Source organism: Streptomyces sp. Q2 (assembly GCF_056820935.1).
This window is the reverse complement of sequence record NZ_JBXEJE010000028.1, coordinates 75,386-93,540: the sequence shown is the minus strand read 5'-3', so window position 1 is coordinate 93,540 and position 18,155 is coordinate 75,386. Positions and strand designations below refer to the sequence as shown.

15 protein-coding genes and 2 pseudogenes are annotated in these 18,155 nt (G+C 70.3%); 8 read left to right on the top strand and 9 right to left on the bottom strand.

Annotation, left to right across the window (positions count from 1 at the left end; all coding sequences use genetic code 11):
- Positions 1-146: 146 nt before the first annotated feature.
- Positions 147-1,595 (bottom strand): gamma-aminobutyraldehyde dehydrogenase, encoded by a 1,449-nt coding sequence (locus ACWBNA_RS29720; protein ID WP_482707586.1) that lies wholly within the window; start codon positions 1,593-1,595, stop codon positions 147-149.
- A gap of 170 nt (positions 1,596-1,765) precedes the next feature.
- Here ACWBNA_RS29720 and ACWBNA_RS29715 point away from each other — a divergent pair, with 170 nt between their 5' ends.
- The 8 genes and pseudogenes from ACWBNA_RS29715 (at position 1,766) to ACWBNA_RS29680 (ending at position 9,042) form a co-directional block, all read left to right on the top strand.
- Complete coding sequence (locus ACWBNA_RS29715; RefSeq protein ID WP_482707585.1) at positions 1,766-2,284, top strand: Lrp/AsnC family transcriptional regulator; 519 nt, start codon at positions 1,766-1,768, stop codon at positions 2,282-2,284.
- On the top strand, positions 2,269-3,648 hold the full coding sequence (locus tag ACWBNA_RS29710) for an aspartate aminotransferase family protein (protein ID WP_482707584.1): 1,380 nt from the start codon (positions 2,269-2,271) through the stop codon (positions 3,646-3,648). Before ACWBNA_RS29715 ends, ACWBNA_RS29710 begins: the two co-directional genes overlap by 16 nt.
- 183 nt (positions 3,649-3,831) lie before the next feature.
- Positions 3,832-4,572 (top strand): ABC transporter ATP-binding protein, encoded by a 741-nt coding sequence (locus ACWBNA_RS29705; RefSeq protein WP_482707583.1) that lies wholly within the window; start codon positions 3,832-3,834, stop codon positions 4,570-4,572.
- Positions 4,554-5,175, top strand: a pseudogene (locus ACWBNA_RS29700) (hypothetical protein); the annotation flags it as partial. The gene ACWBNA_RS29705 and the pseudogene ACWBNA_RS29700, both read left to right, overlap by 19 nt.
- A 518-nt stretch (positions 5,176-5,693) precedes the next feature.
- Positions 5,694-6,461 (top strand): annotated as a pseudogene (locus ACWBNA_RS29695) (hypothetical protein); the annotation flags it as partial.
- A 187-nt stretch (positions 6,462-6,648) separates the two neighbouring features.
- Positions 6,649-7,065, top strand: a complete 417-nt coding sequence (locus ACWBNA_RS29690) for a VOC family protein (protein WP_482707582.1) — start codon at positions 6,649-6,651, stop codon at positions 7,063-7,065.
- A gap of 24 nt (positions 7,066-7,089) precedes the next feature.
- Positions 7,090-8,211 carry an LOG family protein gene (locus ACWBNA_RS29685; RefSeq protein ID WP_482707581.1) on the top strand — a complete coding sequence of 374 codons (1,122 nt, stop codon included), beginning with the start codon at positions 7,090-7,092 and terminating at the stop codon, positions 8,209-8,211.
- A 180-nt stretch (positions 8,212-8,391) separates the two neighbouring features.
- The gene (locus ACWBNA_RS29680; protein ID WP_482707580.1) at positions 8,392-9,042 is read left to right on the top strand and encodes an LAETG motif-containing sortase-dependent surface protein; all 651 of its coding nucleotides are present in this window, start codon (positions 8,392-8,394) and stop codon (positions 9,040-9,042) included.
- A 337-nt stretch (positions 9,043-9,379) separates the two neighbouring features.
- On the opposite strand, the gene ACWBNA_RS29675 is transcribed toward ACWBNA_RS29680, so the two are convergent.
- The 8 genes from ACWBNA_RS29675 to pyrH all read right to left on the bottom strand — a co-directional run bounded on the left by ACWBNA_RS29675 (position 9,380) and on the right by pyrH (position 18,096).
- Positions 9,380-10,402 carry an ABC transporter ATP-binding protein gene (locus ACWBNA_RS29675; RefSeq protein ID WP_482707579.1) on the bottom strand — a complete coding sequence of 341 codons (1,023 nt, stop codon included), beginning with the start codon at positions 10,400-10,402 and terminating at the stop codon, positions 9,380-9,382.
- 34 nt (positions 10,403-10,436) lie between these two features.
- Positions 10,437-12,122 carry an ABC transporter permease gene (locus ACWBNA_RS29670; protein WP_482707578.1) on the bottom strand — a complete coding sequence of 562 codons (1,686 nt, stop codon included), beginning with the start codon at positions 12,120-12,122 and terminating at the stop codon, positions 10,437-10,439.
- Complete coding sequence (locus ACWBNA_RS29665; protein ID WP_482707577.1) at positions 12,098-13,180, bottom strand: thiamine ABC transporter substrate-binding protein; 1,083 nt, start codon at positions 13,178-13,180, stop codon at positions 12,098-12,100. Before ACWBNA_RS29665 ends, ACWBNA_RS29670 begins: the two co-directional genes overlap by 25 nt.
- Before the next feature lie 218 nt (positions 13,181-13,398).
- Positions 13,399-14,505, bottom strand: coding sequence for a dual-specificity RNA methyltransferase RlmN (gene rlmN, locus ACWBNA_RS29660; RefSeq protein ID WP_482707576.1), 1,107 nt, complete (start codon positions 14,503-14,505; stop codon positions 13,399-13,401).
- 344 nt (positions 14,506-14,849) lie between these two features.
- Positions 14,850-15,299, bottom strand: a complete 450-nt coding sequence (locus ACWBNA_RS29655; RefSeq protein ID WP_482707575.1) for an SRPBCC family protein — start codon at positions 15,297-15,299, stop codon at positions 14,850-14,852.
- Between the two features lie 135 nt (positions 15,300-15,434).
- A complete protein-coding gene (locus ACWBNA_RS29650) occupies positions 15,435-16,649 on the bottom strand; it encodes a phosphatidate cytidylyltransferase (protein WP_482707574.1) in 1,215 nt (404 codons plus the stop codon).
- On the bottom strand, positions 16,649-17,206 hold the full coding sequence (gene frr / locus ACWBNA_RS29645) for a ribosome recycling factor (RefSeq protein ID WP_250074558.1): 558 nt from the start codon (positions 17,204-17,206) through the stop codon (positions 16,649-16,651). Before frr ends, ACWBNA_RS29650 begins: the two co-directional genes overlap by 1 nt.
- Before the next feature lie 131 nt (positions 17,207-17,337).
- Positions 17,338-18,096, bottom strand: a complete 759-nt coding sequence (gene pyrH / locus ACWBNA_RS29640; RefSeq protein WP_217234642.1) for a UMP kinase — start codon at positions 18,094-18,096, stop codon at positions 17,338-17,340.
- Between the last annotated feature and the right edge of the window lie 59 nt (positions 18,097-18,155).

Below are 18,155 nucleotides of genomic sequence, written 5' to 3'. Positions count from 1 at the left end.
GAGAGACGAGGCAGCGGGGGAACAGGTTGCAAAGAGATGGCAAAGTCGTTCTGGGCGCACTTCGGGTACGGCGCGGCCCCGGACGGTCAACTCCCGTCCGGGGCCGCGCCGTACGCCGTGACGACGCCGTGGCGACGCCGTACCGACTAGCCGTCCAGCGAGGTCATCACGTGCTTGATCCGCGTGTAGTCGTCGAAGCCGTACGACGAGAGGTCCTTGCCGTAGCCGGACTTCTTGAAGCCGCCGTGGGGCATCTCCGCGACCAGCGGGATGTGGGTGTTGATCCACACGCAGCCGAAGTCGAGCTTCTTGGACATCCGCATCGCGCGGCCGTGGTCCTTGGTCCACACGGAGGAGGCGAGGGCGTACTCGACGCCGTTGGCCCACTGAACGGCCTGGTCCTCGTCGGAGAAGGACTGGACGGTGATGACCGGGCCGAAGACCTCCTTCTGGATGATCTCGTCGTCCTGCTTGAGGCCGGAGACGACGGTCGGCGCGTAGAAGTAGCCCTTCTCGCCGACCTGGTGGCCACCGGTCTCGACCTTGGCGTGCGCGGGCAGCCGCTCGATGAAGCCGGAGACCTGCTTGAGCTGGTTCGGGTTGTTGAGCGGGCCGTACAGGACGTCCTCGTCGTCCGGCTGACCCGTCTTCGTCTCGGCGGCGGCCTTCGCGAGCGCGGCCACGAACTCGTCGTGGATGGCCTCCTGCACGAGGACGCGGGTGGCGGCCGTACAGTCCTGCCCGGCGTTGAAGAAGCCCGCGACGGAGATGTCCTCGACGGCCTTGGGGATGTCGGTGTCGTCGAAGACGACGACCGGCGCCTTGCCGCCCAGCTCCAGGTGGACCCGCTTGACGTCCTTGGACGCGGACTCGGCGACCGACATGCCCGCCCGGACGGAACCGGTGATGGAGGCCATCGCCGGGGTCGGGTGCTCGACCATCAGGCGGCCGGTGTCACGGTCGCCGGTGATGACGTTGAAGACACCCTTGGGCAGGATCGAGCCGATGATGTCGGCGATCAGGACCGTCGACGCCGGGGTGGTGTCCGACGGCTTCAGTACGACCGTGTTGCCCGCCGCGAGCGCCGGGGCGAACTTCCACACGGCCATCATCATCGGGTAGTTCCACGGCGCGACCTGCGCGCAGACGCCGACCGGCTCGCGGCGGACGATCGAGGTCAGGCCCTCCATGTACTCGCCGGCCGAGCGCCCCTCCAGCATCCGGGCGGCGCCCGCGAAGAAGCGGATCTGGTCGACCATGGGAGGGATCTCCTCGGAGCGGGTCAGCCCGATCGGCTTGCCCGTGTTCTCCACCTCGGCCGCGATGAGTTCCTCGGCCCGCTCCTCGAACGCGTCAGCGATCTTCAGGAGGGCCTTCTGACGCTCGGCGGGGGTGGTGTCGCGCCAGGCCGGGAACGCGGCGGCGGCGGCCGCCATGGCGGCGTCCACGTCGGCCTGCCCGGACAGCGGCGCGGTCGCGTACGCCTCGCCCGTCGCGGGGTTGACCACCTCGGTGGTCCGTCCGTCGGCGGCGTCCCGGAACTCCCCGGCGATGTAGTTCCGTAGGGTGCGCAGCCCACGCGGCTCGGTGCTCACTGCCGGCCTCCTGTGTCGGGTCGAACTGTCCATTGACTGAGACACCCACCCTAATCCGCGCGCCGACGTTTTCAACACCCCCGATCGCGTCAAGGCTGCGAAATCCGCAGGTCTCACTCACGTAAACAACGAATTTCATCGCCTCGACCTTGCGGAAGTGACGAGACCTCGTGCACAGTGACGTCGTGGCCAGTCGAAGCGCAGACCCCAGGGACTCCCGCGAGTCCAGGAACGGCACCACTCCGCATCTGGATGCCGTCTCCCTCGCCATCATCGAACAGCTCCAGGAGGACGGCCGCCGGCCGTACGCCGCCATCGGCAAGGCCGTCGGTCTGTCCGAGGCGGCCGTGCGCCAGCGCGTGCAGAAGCTGCTCGACCAGGGCGTGATGCAGATCGTCGCCGTGACGGACCCGCTCACCGTGGGGTTCCGCCGGCAGGCCATGGTCGGCATTCACGTGGACGGTGACGTGGAGTCCGTCGCCGACGCGGTGACCGCCATGTCCGAATGCGAGTACGTGGTGATGACCGCAGGCTCCTTCGACCTGATGGTGGAGGTCGTCTGCGAGGACGACGACCACCTCCTGGACGTCATCAACAAACGCATCCGAGCCATCCCCGGAGTGCGCTCCACCGAGAGCTTCGTCTACCTCAAGCTCAAGAAGCAGACCTACATGTGGGGAACCCGATAGCCGTGAGCAAGGACCTCAGCCAGACCGCGTACGACCACCTGTGGATGCACTTCACCCGCATGTCCTCGTACCAGAACTCCCCCGTCCCGACCATCGTCCGGGGTGAGGGCACCTACATCTACGACGACAAGGGCAGGCGCTACCTCGACGGTCTCGCGGGTCTGTTCGTGGTCCAGGCCGGTCACGGCCGCACGGAACTCGCCGAGACCGCCTTCAAGCAGGCGCAGGAGCTGGCGTTCTTCCCGATCTGGTCCTACGCCCACCCGAAGGCCGTGGAGCTCGCCGAGCGCCTCGCGCACCACGCGCCCGGCGACCTGAACAAGGTCTTCTTCACCACCGGCGGCGGCGAGGCGGTCGAGACCGCATGGAAGCTCGCCAAGCAGTACTTCAAGCTGACCGGCAAGCCCACCAAGTACAAGGTCATCTCCCGCGCGGTCGCCTACCACGGCACCCCACAGGGCGCCCTGTCCATCACCGGCCTGCCGGCCCTGAAGGCCCCCTTCGAGCCCCTGGTCCCGGGCGCGCACAAGGTCCCGAACACCAACATCTACCGAGCCCCCCTCTTCGGCGACGACCCGGAGGCCTTCGGCCGCTGGGCCGCCGACCAGATCGAGCAGCAGATCCTCATGGAGGGCGCGGACACGGTCGCCGCGGTCTTCCTGGAGCCGGTCCAGAACGCGGGCGGCTGCTTCCCGCCGCCGCCCGGCTACTTCCAGCGGGTCCGCGAGATCTGCGACCAGTACGACGTGCTGCTCGTCTCGGACGAGGTCATCTGCGCCTTCGGCCGCCTCGGCACGATGTTCGCCTGCGACAAGTTCGACTACGTCCCGGACATGATCACCTGCGCCAAGGGCATGACCTCGGGCTACTCCCCGATCGGCGCCTGCATCATCTCCGACCGGCTGGCCGAGCCGTTCTACACGGGCGACAACACCTTCCTGCACGGCTACACCTTCGGCGGCCACCCGGTGTCGGCCGCGGTGGGTCTGGCCAACCTCGACCTGTTCGAGCGCGAGAACCTCAACCAGCACGTCCTCGACAACGAGGGCGCCTTCCGCGCCACCCTGGAGAAGCTGCACGACCTGCCGATCGTCGGCGACGTCCGCGGCAACGGCTTCTTCTACGGCATCGAACTGGTGAAGGACAAGCACACCAAGGAGTCCTTCAACGAGGAGGAGACCGAGCGCGTCCTGTACGGCTTCCTCTCCAAGGCCCTGTTCGACAACGGCCTGTACTGCCGTGCCGACGACCGCGGCGACCCGGTCGTCCAGCTCGCCCCGCCGCTGATCTCCAACCAGGAGACGTTCGACGAGATCGAGCAGATCCTGCGCGCGACGCTCACGGAGGCGTGGACGAAGCTGTAGTCCCCCGGCGGTTCCGCGGCCCGGGTGCACCCGTACGAGTGAGAAGGGGTGCACCCGGGCCGCGTGCTGTCCGGCGTTCCGGCCCCGGATCCTTAGCGTGCCCTGTAACCGATCGGCCCTGCCTTCGTTCCCCCGCACGGGGGATCGGCACGGGAATTACGGATCTGAACGAGGTGTACGCCCATGGTGGCCCCGCCGGACAACGACGTGCTCTGGGCACGCGCCCTGCACTTCACCCACGACGACGGCTCGCCCGCGCTCAGCGGAGTGTCGCTCGGCGTCCGCGAGGGCGAGATCCTCGCCGTCAGCGGCCCGCGCGGCAGCGGCAAGTCGACCCTGCTGCGGTGCCTGTCCGGCCTGGTCCCCGCGCAGCGCGGCGAGGTCTGGTTCAACAGCGCGCCCGTGCACACCATGGCCCCGACGACCCGCGAACGCCTGCGCCGCGACCGCTTCGGCTGGATCGACCCGGCCCCGGTGCTCGTCCCCGAGCTGAACGTCTGGGAGAACGCCGCCCTGCCCCTCATGCTGCGCGGCACCGGCCGCCGGCGCGCCAAGACGGCCGCCCTGGAGTGGCTGGAGCGCCTCGACATCGGCGACGGCATCCACAAACGCCCGCACGAACTGCGCCAGTCCGAACGCCAGCGGGTCTGCATCGCGCGGGCCCTGGCGCCCGCCCCGACGGTCCTGTTCGCCGACGAGCCGACCGCGCCCCTGCACCGCGCCGACCGGGCCCACGTGCTGCGCACGCTCACCACGGCGGCCCGCTCGCACGGCATCACGGTGGTGCTGGCCACGCACGACGCGGACACGGCGGCCCTGGCCGACCGCACGGTGTCGCTGCTGGACGGGCGGCGCGTGCACACCGTCCACCTGCCTCCGGTCGCCGAGACGGAAGGCCGGGCCACGTGCTCGCTCTCCGTCTGAGCCGCGGCGCCCATCCGGCCGTCCAGCTCCGCCGCATCCTGGTGACGGCGGCCTCGGCCGGCACGGGCTTCCTCCTGCTGTGCACCCTCGGCTACGCGATGAGCCACCCGGACGCACCGGCCGCCTCACTCCTCCGCCTGGCCTGGTGCGCGACCCCGCTGGCCGCCACGGTCCACTTCGCGGTCGCCGTGGCCCGCACCGACCCCGCCACCAAACCCCGCACCGGACTCTCCGCCATCGGCCTGGGCCCGGCCCGCCTGATGGCGATGTCGGCGACGACAACGGCCCTCTCCTGCACCCTGGGCTCGATGCTCGCCCTCCTGTTCTTCCTCCACCTGCGAGGCGACCTGACGGGCATGCCCTTCGACGGCGCGGCATCCGAGTTCCTGGCCGCGAAGACCCCGCTGCCGCTGCCGGCCGCCCTGACCCTGCTGACGCTGACACCGGCGACCGCGTCGGTGGCGGTGGGCTGGGTGCTGCGCCCCCGCGAGGACAGAACGGCGCCCCGAACGGCGGCCGGGCGCTACGGCCGCTACGGCGCGTACGGCATCTCGACCGCACGGGAGACCTTCGGAACGTACGCCCGCTTCGGCACCCGCCTACGAGGCACGAACACCCGACCCACACGACCCACGGGCAACCGGGCCGCGGAGCCGGCGAGCAACCGCCCCACACAGCCTCTGAGCGACCGGGCCGTGGAGCCCGCGGGCAGCCGTGCCACGCAGCCCCTGAGCGACCGGGCCGTGGAGCCCGCGGCCGACCTTGCCATGGAGCCCGGGGGCAGCTGGGCCACGCAGCCCTTGAGCGACCGTGCCGTGGAGCCCGCGGCCGACCTTGCCATGGAGCCCGCGGGCAGCCGGGCCATGCAGCACTTGAGCGACCGTGCCCCGCAACTCGCGGACGACCAGCTCACGCAACCCATGAGCGGCGGTGCCGCGCAGCCGAGGAACGACCGGGCCACGCATCCCGCAGACGGCCGCCCCACCCAGCCCCTGAGCCACCGTGCCGCACAGCCCACGGACGACCGCCCCACGCAGCCCGCGGACAGCCGCCCCACCCAGCCCTTGAGCGACCGTGCCGCACAGCCCACGGACGACCGCCCCACGCAGCCCACGGGCAGCCGCCCCACCCAGCCTGCGGGCAGTCGTGCCGCTGGGGCGGCACGGGTGGGCGCAGGCGGCACCCCGCAAGCGCGGGCAAGTGAAACCCACTCCCCAGCTCCGACTCAGGACGCGCCAACCCCCGACCCGGACCCCACCGCCCTCGCCCCGGCCCCCCAGGAGGCCCCCCGAGGCCTCCCGTGGGGCATCGCCGTACTGGCCGCGGGCCTGGCGGCAGAGGCGTACGCCACCCGCACCGCCCCCGGCACTCCCGCCACCCTGCCCGGCGGCCTGACCACCCCCGGCCCGGCCTCCGTGCTCATCGGGTGGATCCTCACCGCCACCGGCCTCGCCCTCACCGGCCCCGGCCTCACCCACCTCTGCGGCCGCCTCCTCCAGACCGCCCGCCCAGGCGCCCTCCGGCTCCTCGCCGGCCGCGTCCTGATGGCGGAAGCCTCCCGGATCGGCCGCCCCCTGGGCGTCGTCTGCGCGGTGGCTTCGGGCACGTACGCCATGGCGTCGCTGTACGACGGGGCGGAACCCTCCTTCGGCCCGCTGACCGCCCTCGGCCTGTTCCTGGTGACCGGCTGCACGGTGGCCACCCTCCTCACCGCAGCCGTCGAAGCCAAGCAGGCCCGCGCCGACACCACCGCCGCGCTGTTGCGGATCGGCGCCCCCGCCACGGTGCTGCGCAGCGCCGCCGCCCTCCGTGCCGGCGCGCTGCTAGCCCTTTTCGGCCCGCTCACGCTGGTCGTCGCCGAGCTGGCGGCGCTGCCACTGACCCGCTGACCGGCGGCCCCACTGCCCCGCTGGCCCGCTGACCCGCTGGCCGCCCAGGCCCGCTGGTCCACCGACAGGCCAACCGACCGACCCGCCGTACCGAAAAAGGCAGGAAAAAAATCTCCGTCGGCCGATGAGTTCCGACGCGCCGCGCCGTCTATCCCACCGAACGCCACGTACTCGATGGGAGAGACCGATGACCGCGACGTACCAGCAGATGATCTTCGTGAACCTGCCCGTGAACGACCTCGACGCCTCGAAGAAGTTCTTCACGGAGCTGGGGTACGCGATCAACCCGCAGTTCAGCGACGACAACGCGGCCTCCGTGGTTATCAGCGACACCATCGTCGCCATGCTGCTGACCAAGCCGTTCTACGCGACCTTCACCAAGAAGGAGATCGCCGACGCGACGCAGACCAGCGAGGTACTGGTCGCGCTGAGCGCCGAGAGCCGCGAGAAGGTCGACGAGCTGGTCGAGAAGGCCCTCGCCGCCGGCGGCTCCCCGGCCGGCGAGACCCAGGACCACGGCTTCATGTACGGCCGCTCCTTCGACGACCTCGACGGCCACACCTGGGAGGTCGTGTGGATGGACCCGTCCGCCATCGAGGGCTGAACCGATGTGCCTAGCATGGGGCGGGTGCAGACGATGCCCGCCCATGCGGCCCACCACAACGACCGTGAGATCGAGAGCCTCGACGAGTTCGACGCGACCGTCTCGGCCCGTGCGACGCTCGCCGGATTCCGGGTCCAGGCCGTGGACCTGACGGACCGTACGCGGGAGTTGCTCACCACGGACACGGCGGGTGCCGTCTTCCTCGGCTGCCCCATGCGCCAGGACGCGGCGGCCAAGGTCCGCGCGGACGGCGCCATGGTCTTCCCGCCCGTCCCCGACCTGCCGTTCAACCCGTACCGGGGCCTGCTCTACTCCCCCGACGACCTGTTCGCCTCCCTGCCTGACGGCTACGAGGCCACGCCCGACGCCCTGGCGTACGCCTGGTTCCAGCAGACCAAGGCCGACGGCGACATATACGCCTCGATGCTGCGCTCGGTCCACGACGACTCCATCTCGGACGCCCTCGACGAACTCCTGCGCGGCACGCGGGTGGTGGGTGTCATGGGCGGCCACGCGATGGCGCGCGGCACGGAGGCCTACGCCGGTGCCGCCCGGCTCGGCCGGGAGCTGGCCCGCGCCGGCTTCACGGTCGCCACCGGCGGCGGCCCGGGCGCGATGGAGGCGGCGAACCTCGGCGCGTACGCCGCCCCGTACGACGACGACATGCTGACGGAGTCGCTCCGACTCCTCGCCAAGGCGCCGAAGTTCACGCCGTCGGTCACCGAATGGGCGTCGGCCGCCTTCGAGGTGCGTGCCCAGTGGCCGAAGGGCGGCACCTCCGTCGGCATCCCGACCTGGTTCTACGGCCACGAGCCGCCGAACGCCTTCGCCTCCCACATCGCCAAGTACTTCGCCAACGCCACGCGCGAGGACGGCCTGCTGGCCCGCTGCACCGCGGGCGTGGTCTTCCTGCCGGGCGCCGCCGGCACCGTGCAGGAGATCTTCGACAACGCGACGCCGAACTACTACGAGTCGCGCGGCGAGCCCACGCCGATGGTCCTCGTGGACCGTGCCCATTGGACGGACCGGCTGCCCACGTGGCCGCTTCTTCAGGCGCTCGCGCGGGAGCGGTCGATGGAGTCCCGCATCGCGTTGGTCGACCGGATCGAGGAGGCTCCGGAGGTGCTGAAACGTCTCGGTGGTTAAACAGACGGCAAAGCAAACGCTTGTAGCCTGCATATGCGTTGACACTTCTTATGCAGCGCTTATAGACCTGTGAGCCTCTAGGGGATGCTGATGTCACATCAACACCTCACCCACCCCCCGCAGTTGCGCAACTCGTAAAGGACAAAAGTGTCCATAACTCGCCGTACCGTCGCACGTTCCGTGCGCATCCTCGGTGTCGCCTCCGCCTCGGCGGCGCTCGCGCTCAGTGCCTCCGGCAGCGCGTTCGCCTGCAACATCAACGAGTTCTCCGCCGAAGCCAAGTGCCAGGGCGCCAAGGGCGTCATCACGGTCACCGACGTGGACCCCGCCGGTATCCCGGCCACCGTCACCGTGTTCCTCGAGAACAACGGCGCCGACGTCAAGAAGGTCGGCGAGCAGGTGGTCAAGGGCTCGCGCGAGGGCGTCACGATCACGTTCAAAGAGGACTGGCTGCCGAACGCCGAGTACCGCATCCACGTCAAGGCCGAGACCTACGTGGACGAGGACATCACGCCCAACCTGACCACCCCGTCCACGGCCTGCAAGACCGAGGACACCCCGACGCCGACGCCCACCGCGACGCCGTCCGCCTCGACCCCGGCCGAGGAGACCATCACCCCGGCTCCTTCGGCCTCGGAGAGCAGCAGCACCGCCCCTGCGGACACCGCGAGCAGCGCTCCGTCCCCTGCGGCCGGTGAGTCCAACCTCGCCGAGACCGGCGCGAACTCCAGCACCGGCATGATCGCCGGGATCGCGGCCGCCCTGGTCGCGATCGGCGGCGGAGCCGTGTTCTTCGGCCTGCGCCGCCGCGGGACGAACAACACCCGCTGACCTCCAGCACACCGCGGTGGCCCGCCCCCTCACACCAGAGGAGCCGGGCCACCGCCACGTCACGCCGCCCCTGCCCCCCGCGCTGCCGCGATAGCTGCGGGCTCGCGCCACACAGGCACAGCGGCGGACGCATGCCACTCCCGCCCAGCTGCGGGCAGTCGTGCCGCTGAGGCGATGAGGGTCCCCCCGCTAGAGCGAAGCCGAAAGTGGGGGAGGGTGGGCGCAACGGCACCCCGCAAGCGCGGGCGAGCAACCCAGCGCGACCTCAGCCCCATGCCGAGCACCACACAGCCAACAGATGCGGGGTCCGGCTCAACGCAGGGCGCGCGCCCGTCCCTCACCCCAGCACGACGATGTCGTCCGCATCGAACTCCACCCCCACCACATCCCCCACCCCCGGCGCCACCCGCAACGCACACGCCGCCTCCAGCCGAGGCGCCCCCTCCTCCGGCTGCAGACGCACGGCGACATGCGTGCCCTTGAACGTCCGCCCGGCCACTACACACCGCAACCCCTCGTCCGCCCCCACCAGCCGTACGCCCGCCGGCCGCACGAGCACGGACCGCACCCCCTGCGCCGCCCCCGCGGGGACCGGCACCTTGCCCCACGGCGTGTCCGCGGCCTCCCCCACGACCGTGCCCTCGGCCACGTTCTCGAAGCCGAGGAAGCGGGCCACGAACTCGTCGGCCGGCCGCTGCCACACCTCAAGAGGCGTACCGGACTGGGCGATCCGCCCGTCCCGCATCACCACCACCCGGTCGGCGAGCGCGAAGGCCTCGCCCTGGTCGTGGGTCACGGCGAGCACGGTGGTGCCCAACCGGCCGAAGAGCTCCCGCAGTTCGACGACCAGCCGCTCCCGCAGCGACCGGTCCAGCTGCCCGAGCGGCTCGTCCAGCATCAGCAGCCGCGGCCTGGGCGCCAGGGCCCGGGCCAGCGCCACCCGCTGCTGCTCACCCCCGGACAGCGAGGCGACGGCCCGCTGCCCTGCCCCCGGAAGCCCGACCAGGTCGAGCAATTCCCGTACCCGCTCGCCCTGTTGTTCCTTGGCCGCCCCGTGCATCCGCAGCCCGAACCCGACGTTGCCGCCCACGTCCCGCTGCGGGAACAGCTGATGATCCTGGAACATCAGCCCGACCCCCCGCTTGTGCGCGGGCACACCCGCCTGGTCGCGACCGTCGAGCAACACCCGCCCGTCGTCGAGCGGTTGGAGCCCCGCCACCACCCTCAACAGCGTCGACTTGCCGCTGCCGCTCGGCCCGAGCACGCACACGATCTCGTGCTCGGCGACATCGAGGGCGACCCGGTCCAGCACGGCCCGCCCGCCGAACCGTACGGTCGCGTCCTCAAGACTCAGCAGCATCCAGCACTCCCCGGCATCCAGCACTCCTCGGCATCTAGAACTCCCCGGTCCGGTCGGTCCGCAGCCGCTCAAGGACCAGCAGTGCCACCGCGCACACGATCATCAGAATCGTCGACAGGGCCATCGCCTGGCCGTAGTTGAGTTCCCCGGCCCGCCCGAGCAGCCGCGCCACGGCGACCGGAAGGGTCGGGTTGTCGGGCCGCGCGATGAACACCGTCGCCCCGAACTCCCCGAGCGACACGGCGAAGGCGAACCCCGCCGCGATCAGCAGAGCCCGCCGCACCATCGGCAGATCGACCTCGCGCCACACCCGCCACGGCGACGCCCCGAGCACGGCCGCCGCCTCCCGCAGCCGTACGTCCACCGCCCGCAGCACGGGCAGCATGGTCCGTACGACGAAGGGGACGCCGACCAGTGCCTGCGCGAGCGGCACCAGGATCCACGAGGACCGCAGGTCCAGGGGCGGCTCGTCGAGCGCGATCAGGAACCCGAACCCGACCGTCACCGCGGACACCCCGAGCGGCAGCATCAGCAGCGCGTCGAACCCGCGCACGAACCGGCCCGCGTCCCGGCGGGTGAGCGCCACGGCGGCCAGGCCGCCGATCAGCACGGCGATGGCGGTGGCCACGACGGCGTACTGCAGGGAATTGCCGATCGCCTCGATCGGCGGCACCAGGAAGAGCCCGCCCTCCTCGCTGGTCAGCGCCCGGTAGTAGGCGAAGTCGGGCGCGTCGAGGGACCGCTGCACCAGCACGGCGAGCGGCAGCAGAAGCAGGACGACGACACAGACGAGGACGCCGGCCAGCAGTGCCCACTGCCCGGCCCCGCGCGGCCGGCGCGCGGTCACGGACGCGTCCACCAGCCGCAGGGCGGTCTCCCGCCGCCGTACGGTCCACGCGTGCAGCGCGAGGATCGCGCCCACCGCCAGGAACTGGATCAGCGTCAGCACGGCGGCCGTGGACAGGTCGAAGATCTCGGAGGTCTGCCGGTAGATCTCCACTTCGAGCGTCGAGAAGGTCGGCCCGCCCAGGATCTGCACCACACCGAAGGAGGTGAAGGTGAAGAGGAACACCATGAGCGCGGCGGCGGCCACGGCGGGCGCGAGCGCGGGCAGCGTGACCTTCCGCCAGGCCGCCGGCCGGGACGCGCCGAGCATCCGCGCGGCCTCCTCCTGCCGCGGGTCGAGCTGCCCCCAGAGCCCGCCGACGGTCCGTACGACCACCGCGTAGTTGAAGAAGACGTGCGCCAGCAGGATCGCCCACACGGTGGTGTCCAGGCGTACGCCCCACAGCTCGTCCAGCAGCCCGCCCCGCCCGACGAGCGCCAGGAACGCCGTACCGACGACGACCGTCGGCAGCACGAAGGGGACGGTGACGACGGCCCGCAGGACCTGCTTGCCGGGGAAGTCGAAGCGGGCGAAGACGTACGCGCCCGGCAGCGCGATCAGCAGGGTGAGCACGGTGGAGGCCGACGCCTGCCAGGTGGTGAACCACAGGACGTGCCGGACGTCGGACTGCCCGAGCACGTCCGCGATCCGGCCGAACTGCCACACCCCGTCGACCTTGAGGCCGCGTACGACGATCGCGGCGACGGGGTAGGCGAAGAAGACCGCGAAGAACGCGACGGGCACGGCGATGAGCCCGAGCCGCGCCGCCGCGCTCTTCCCGGATCCCTTGCGCGGGGCTGCGCGCGGGGTTACTTCAGTACGAGCGAGGTCCACGACTTGACCCACTGGTCACGGTGGTCGGCGATCGCGGCCGGGTCCATGGTCTCGGGATCCTTGGCCTGCGGTCCGTACTTGGTGAACTCGGCCGGCACCTGCGCGCCCTCCCGCACCGGGTAGACGAACATGTTCAGCGGCATGTCCTCCTGGAACTCCTTGCTGAGCAGGAAGTCGAGGAGCGCCTTGCCGCCCTTGGCGTTCGCGGCGTTGCTCAGCAGACCCGCGTACTCGACCTGGCGGAAGCAGGTGCCGCTGGCGACGCCCGTGGGCGCGGTCGTCGGCTTCGGGTCGGCGTAGATCACCTCGGCGGGTGGCGAGGAGGCGTAGGAGACGACGAGCGGGCGGTCGGCCTTGGCCTGCTTGCCGCCGGCCGAGCCGGAGAACTCCTCGTTGTAGGCCTGCTCCCAGCCGTCGACGACCTTGACGCCGTTGGCCTTGAGCTTCGTCCAGTAGTCCGTCCAGCCGTCGTCGCCGTACCTGGCCGCCGTACCGAGGAGGAATCCCAGCCCCGGGGAGGAGGTGGAGGCGTTCTCGGTGACGAGGAGGTTCTTGTAGGCGGGCTTGATCAGATCGTCGAACGAGGTCGGCGGCGCCAGCTTGTGCTTGCTGAAGTACGCCTTGTCGTAGTTGACGCAGATGTCGCCGGTGTCGATCGGCGTGACCCGGTGCTTGTCCTGGTCGGCCCGGTACGCGGACCCGACCAGGTCGGAGCCCTTCGCCTCGTACGACTGGAAGAGCCCGTTGTCCAGGGCCCGCGACAGCAGGGTGTTGTCGACGCCGAAGAAGACGTCGCCCTGCGGGTTGTCCTTGGTCAGGATCGCCTTGTTGACGGCCTGCCCGGCGTCGCCGTCCTTGAGGACCTTGACCTTGTAGCCGGACTGCTTCTCGAAGTCGGCGAGGACATTCTTCGAGACGGCCCACGAGTCGTGGCTGACGAGTGTCACGGTCTTGGAGTCGCCTCCGCCGCTCCCGCCGTCGGCGGAGGACCCGCACGCGGAGAGCGTGACGAGGCCGAGTCCCACGGCGACAACCGTGGCCTTCTTGGTGATGCTCACAGAATTCCTCCTGGGGGTGGCCAGGAAGAGACGCGGCCCTGCCCGGGCGCCTCGGAAAGGTCCGAGGCGCCCGGGCAGGGCGCAACAGCTCGAGTAGTGACCGAACTTCCTACCCAGAATGACCTGGGCGAGGTTCAGAGGGTCTGCGGCCGGTGCCGCACTCTCAGCGCTGTGGCGCTCCCCTGTCGGAATATGAAGATGTACGTACGGACGTCACACTACCGTTCGGTCGCGGCGAGCTGACCACACGCCCCGTCGATCTCCTGTCCACGGGTGTCCCGGACCGTGACCGGTACACCATGGGCGGCGATGGCCTCGACGAACGCCTTCTCGTCCTCGGGCCGCGAGGCGGTCCACTTCGACCCCGGCGTCGGGTTCAGCGGAATGAGGTTGACGTGCACGGGCTTTCCCCTGAGCAGCCGCCCGAGCCGGTCACCTCGCCACGCCTGGTCGTTGATGTCCCGGATCAACGCGTACTCGATGGACAGCCGGCGCCCGGACCGCTCCGTGTACGCGAAGCCGGCGTCCAGGACCTCGCGCACCTTCCACCGCGTGTTCACGGGGACGAGAGTGTCGCGCAGCTCGTCGTCGGGGGCGTGCAGCGAGATGGCGAGCCGGCACTTGAAGCCCTCGTCGGTGAAGCGGTTGATCGCCGGGACGAGCCCGACCGTCGAGACGGTGATCCCACGCTGCGAGAGCCCGAGCCCGTCCGGCTCGGGGTCGGTGAGCCGCCGGATGGCACCGACGACCCGGTTGTAGTTGGCCAGCGGCTCACCCATGCCCATGAAGACGATGTTGCTGAGCCGCGTCGGACCACCGGGAATCTCGCCGTCCCTGAGCGCCCGCATCCCGTCCACGATCTGGTGCACGATCTCCGCGGTGGACAGGTTCCGGTCCAGCCCCGCCTGCCCGGTCGCACAGAACGGGCAGTTCATCCCGCACCCCGCCTGCGAACTGATGCACATGGTCACCCGGTCCGGGTACCGCATCAGCACCGACTCGACGAGCGTCCCGTCGAACAGCCGCCACAGCGTCTTGCGGGTGGTGTCCTGGTCGGTCGACAGATGCCGCACCACGGTCATGAGCTCGGGCAGCAGTGCCTCCTGCAGCCGCCCGCGCGATCCGGCCGGGATGTCGGTCCACTCCTGCGGATCGTGCGCGTACCGCGCGAAGTAGTGCTGCGACAGCTGCTTGGCACGAAACGGCTTCTCACCGACCGCGGCCACCGCTTCCTTGCGCTCGGCGGGCGTGAGGTCGGCGAGATGCCGCGGCGGCTTCTTGGCTCCGCGCGGGGCGACGAAAGTGAGTTCTCCGGGTGCAGGCATAACCCATCCAGTGTCGCAGATCCACTCGGATGCCCGGTCGGCTCAGCAGGCGCAGGTGATCACGACCACAAAACGAGTGACGTGGAGCCTGTCCGCCCGGTGCGACTTCCCGCGGTACCGCCGCACCCGGCGCCGCCCACCCTGGGCGACCAGCACACCGCACCACCTGCACGGCAGATCACCCTGACACCTGCCGTCGTCGCCCAGCCGAGATCACCCTTACACCTGCCGTCGTCGCCCAGCCAAGATCACCGTGACACCTGCCGTCGTCACCCAGCCACACCCCGCCACGCCCAGCCACGCCCGCCCCGTGGACGAACCTCAAAGGGCCGCCCCCGGCCGGACTACGGCATCGGGTGCTCCAGCCGGTCCTTGAGCAGTTGCTCGTTGCGCGGGAGCTCCTTGCGCATCTGTGGGCGGACGACCAGCGGGACGAGGACCTTGCCGAGGCCGTGGCCCTCGAAGTCGATGTCGATCGTCACGCGGGAGCGTCGCCCCTCGTCGAGCGGTTCGATCTCACCGTGGACGCGCGGCCTGACGGGACCGTCGATACCGTGCAGACCCCAGCTGTACGGGGGGACGTGCTCGTCGAACTCCACGGTCATCGGCATCTCGCGGCTGCCGATCCGCCGGGTGACCCGCACCCGCGAGCCCTCGTGCAGCGGACCCTCGTCGAGCCGCTGTGCGGAGACCGCGCTCAGTTGCCATTCGGGCAGGTGAGAGGGGTCCGTGACGTACGTGTAGACGTCGTCGGGGGTGCAGTCGACGTCGATCACTTCTCGGACGGCGGACATGGCGCCCTCCTTCCAGAGTGAACCCGTTTGCGGGCTTATACCGGAATCGTCCCACTCGGCGGCCGGAGAGGCCATCGCCCGTAACGCGAGGATCCCCCGCCGAAGCGAGGGCCCCACGAGAGAGACGTACGACGGTCAGCCGGAGCCGACGAAGATGACGAACAGGAGCCAGACCACCGGAGCCGTCGGCAGCAGCGAGTCCAGGCGGTCCATGATGCCGCCGTGCCCCGGCAGCAGCGTGCCCATGTCCTTGATGCCCAGGTCCCGCTTGATCATCGACTCGCCGAGGTCGCCCAGCGTGGCACTGGCCGCGACCGCGAAGCCCAGCACCACGCCCTGCCACCAGGCGCCGTCGTCGATCAAAAACTCCATGGACAGCGCGCCCGCCACCATGGCGAAGCTCAGCGCGCCGAGCAGGCCCTCGCGGGTCTTGCCGGGGCTGATGCGCGGGGCGAGCTTGTGCTTGCCGAAGCGCCAGCCGATGGCATACGCCCCGGTGTCGCTGACGACGGTCAGGAGCAGGAACGTCAGCACGCGACGCGGACCGTCGTCGGCGGTGAGCATCATGGCGACGAACGTGGCCAGGAACGGGACGTAGAAGGCCGCGAAGACGCCCGCGGTGACGTCCCTGAGATAGCCCTCCGGCGGTTCCGTCATCCGCCAGACCAGGACTGCCAGCGCGGTGAGCGCCATCGCGACCCACGCGCCCTCGGCACCCCGGACGTACCCGGAGACGACCATGGCCGCGCCGCCGAGCGCGAGCGGGACGAGGGGCGCCTTGATGCCCTTGCGCTCCTCGAGCCGCTTGGTCAGCTCCCACACGCCGACCACGACGGCGACCGCGATCACGCCGACGAAGACGGCCTTGACGACGAACAGCGACGCGACGATCACCACGCCCAGCCCGACGCCGACGCCTATGGCCGCGCTCAGGTCACGTCCCGCGCTCTTCTTCTGCGGCGCGGACGCCGGCTGCGAGGAGTCGGGCATGGGCTCCGGATTCTGCGGCGCCGTCCCGTGGGACGACGTCTGCGGCATGTCGTGAGGGCCGTAGGACGGGGCCTGCGGCGGGTCGTACGGCTGCGGCTGCCGTACGGCGTACGGCGGCCGCGGCGTCTCGTCGCGGAACAAGGGGCCGCTCAGCCGAGCGGCCCCCCGGTCGTCATCCTGGTCTCCGCCATGTGCGGGTACGTCGGGCACGATGGGCATGGGGCGAGTCTGCTGCGCGTCATGCGCATCGTACGTGGGACCCGCCGGGCCGGCCCCCTGGACAGGCCCCTGGTCGGTGGGCCCCCAGTACCCGGCAGGCGGCCCGGCTTGTGGCGGAGAGCCCCAGGAAGAGTCGTTCATCAGACCTCGAGCAGCTCCGCTTCCTTGTGCTTGAGGAGCTCGTCCACCTGGGCGACGTACTTGTGGGTGGTGTCGTCGAGCTCCTTCTCCGCACGGCGGCCCTCGTCCTCACCGACGTCGCCGTCCTTGACGAGCTTGTCGATGGCGTCCTTGGCCTTGCGGCGCACCGAGCGGATGGAGACCTTGCTGTCCTCGGCCTTGCTCCGGGCGACCTTGATGTAGTCCCTGCGGCGCTCCTCGGTGAGCTCCGGGAACACCACCCGGATGATGTTGCCGTCGTTGCTCGGGTTGACGCCCAGGTCGGAGTCGCGGATCGCCTGCTCGATGTTGCGCAGCGCGCTCTTGTCGAACGGGGTCACGACCGCCATGCGCGGCTCCGGCACGGAGAACGAAGCCAGCTGGTTGATCGGCGTCGGCGCGCCGTAGTAGTCGGCCACGATCTTGTTGAACATCGCCGGGTGCGCACGGCCGGTGCGGATCGCGGCGAAGTCCTCCTTGGCGACCACGACGGCCTTCTCCATCTTCTCCTCGGCCTCGAGGAGGGTCTCTTCGATCACCACTTGCTCCTGCGTGTCTTGAGTAGGCCCGGCTGCGGTTCCTTGGCGAGGGCGGCGGCCGGCTGCGTCGCGTCTTCTTCCTGCACGTTTCCCGACCCTCAGGACATTGTCCATCCCTCCGGTCGGGGTCGTCAGCCCTGGCTGACTTGGTCACCCACCAGCGTGCCGATCTTCTCACCCTTGACGGCGCGCGCGATATTGCCCTCGGCGAGAAGCTCGAACACCAGGATCGGGAGCTTGTTGTCGCGGCACAGTGTGACGGCGGTGGCGTCGGCGACCTTGAGGTCCCGCGTGATGACCTCGCCGTAGCCGAGGGCGTCGAACTTGACCGCGTCGGGGTTGGTCTTCGGGTCGGAGTCGTAGACGCCGTCCACACCGTTCTTGCCCATCAGGAGCGCCTCGGCGTCGATCTCCAGGGCGCGCTGGGCGGCGGTGGTGTCGGTCGAGAAGTACGGCATGCCCATACCGGCGCCGAAGATGACCACACGGCCCTTCTCCAGGTGCCGGATGGCGCGCAGCGGGATGTACGGCTCGGCGACCTGCCCCATGGTGATGGCGGTCTGCACCCGGGACTGGATGCCCTCCTTCTCCAGGAAGTCCTGGAGGGCGAGGCAGTTCATGACGGTGCCGAGCATGCCCATGTAGTCGGACCGGGCGCGGTCCATGCCTCGCTGCTGGAGTTCGGCACCACGGAAGAAGTTGCCGCCGCCGATGACTACGGCGATCTCCGCGCCGTCCCGCACGACCGCCGCGATCTCACGGGCGATCTTGTGCACCACGTCGGGGTCGACGCCCAGGCCCCCGCCACCGGCGAACGCCTCTCCGGACAGCTTCAGCAGAAACCGCCCGCGTACTTTGCCGTCGTCGCTCTTCTGGGGCTTGGTGGTCATGGCGTTCTCCTCATGGTGCACATACGAGGAGGCCATTGCCGGTGGGGTGTCGTTCGCAA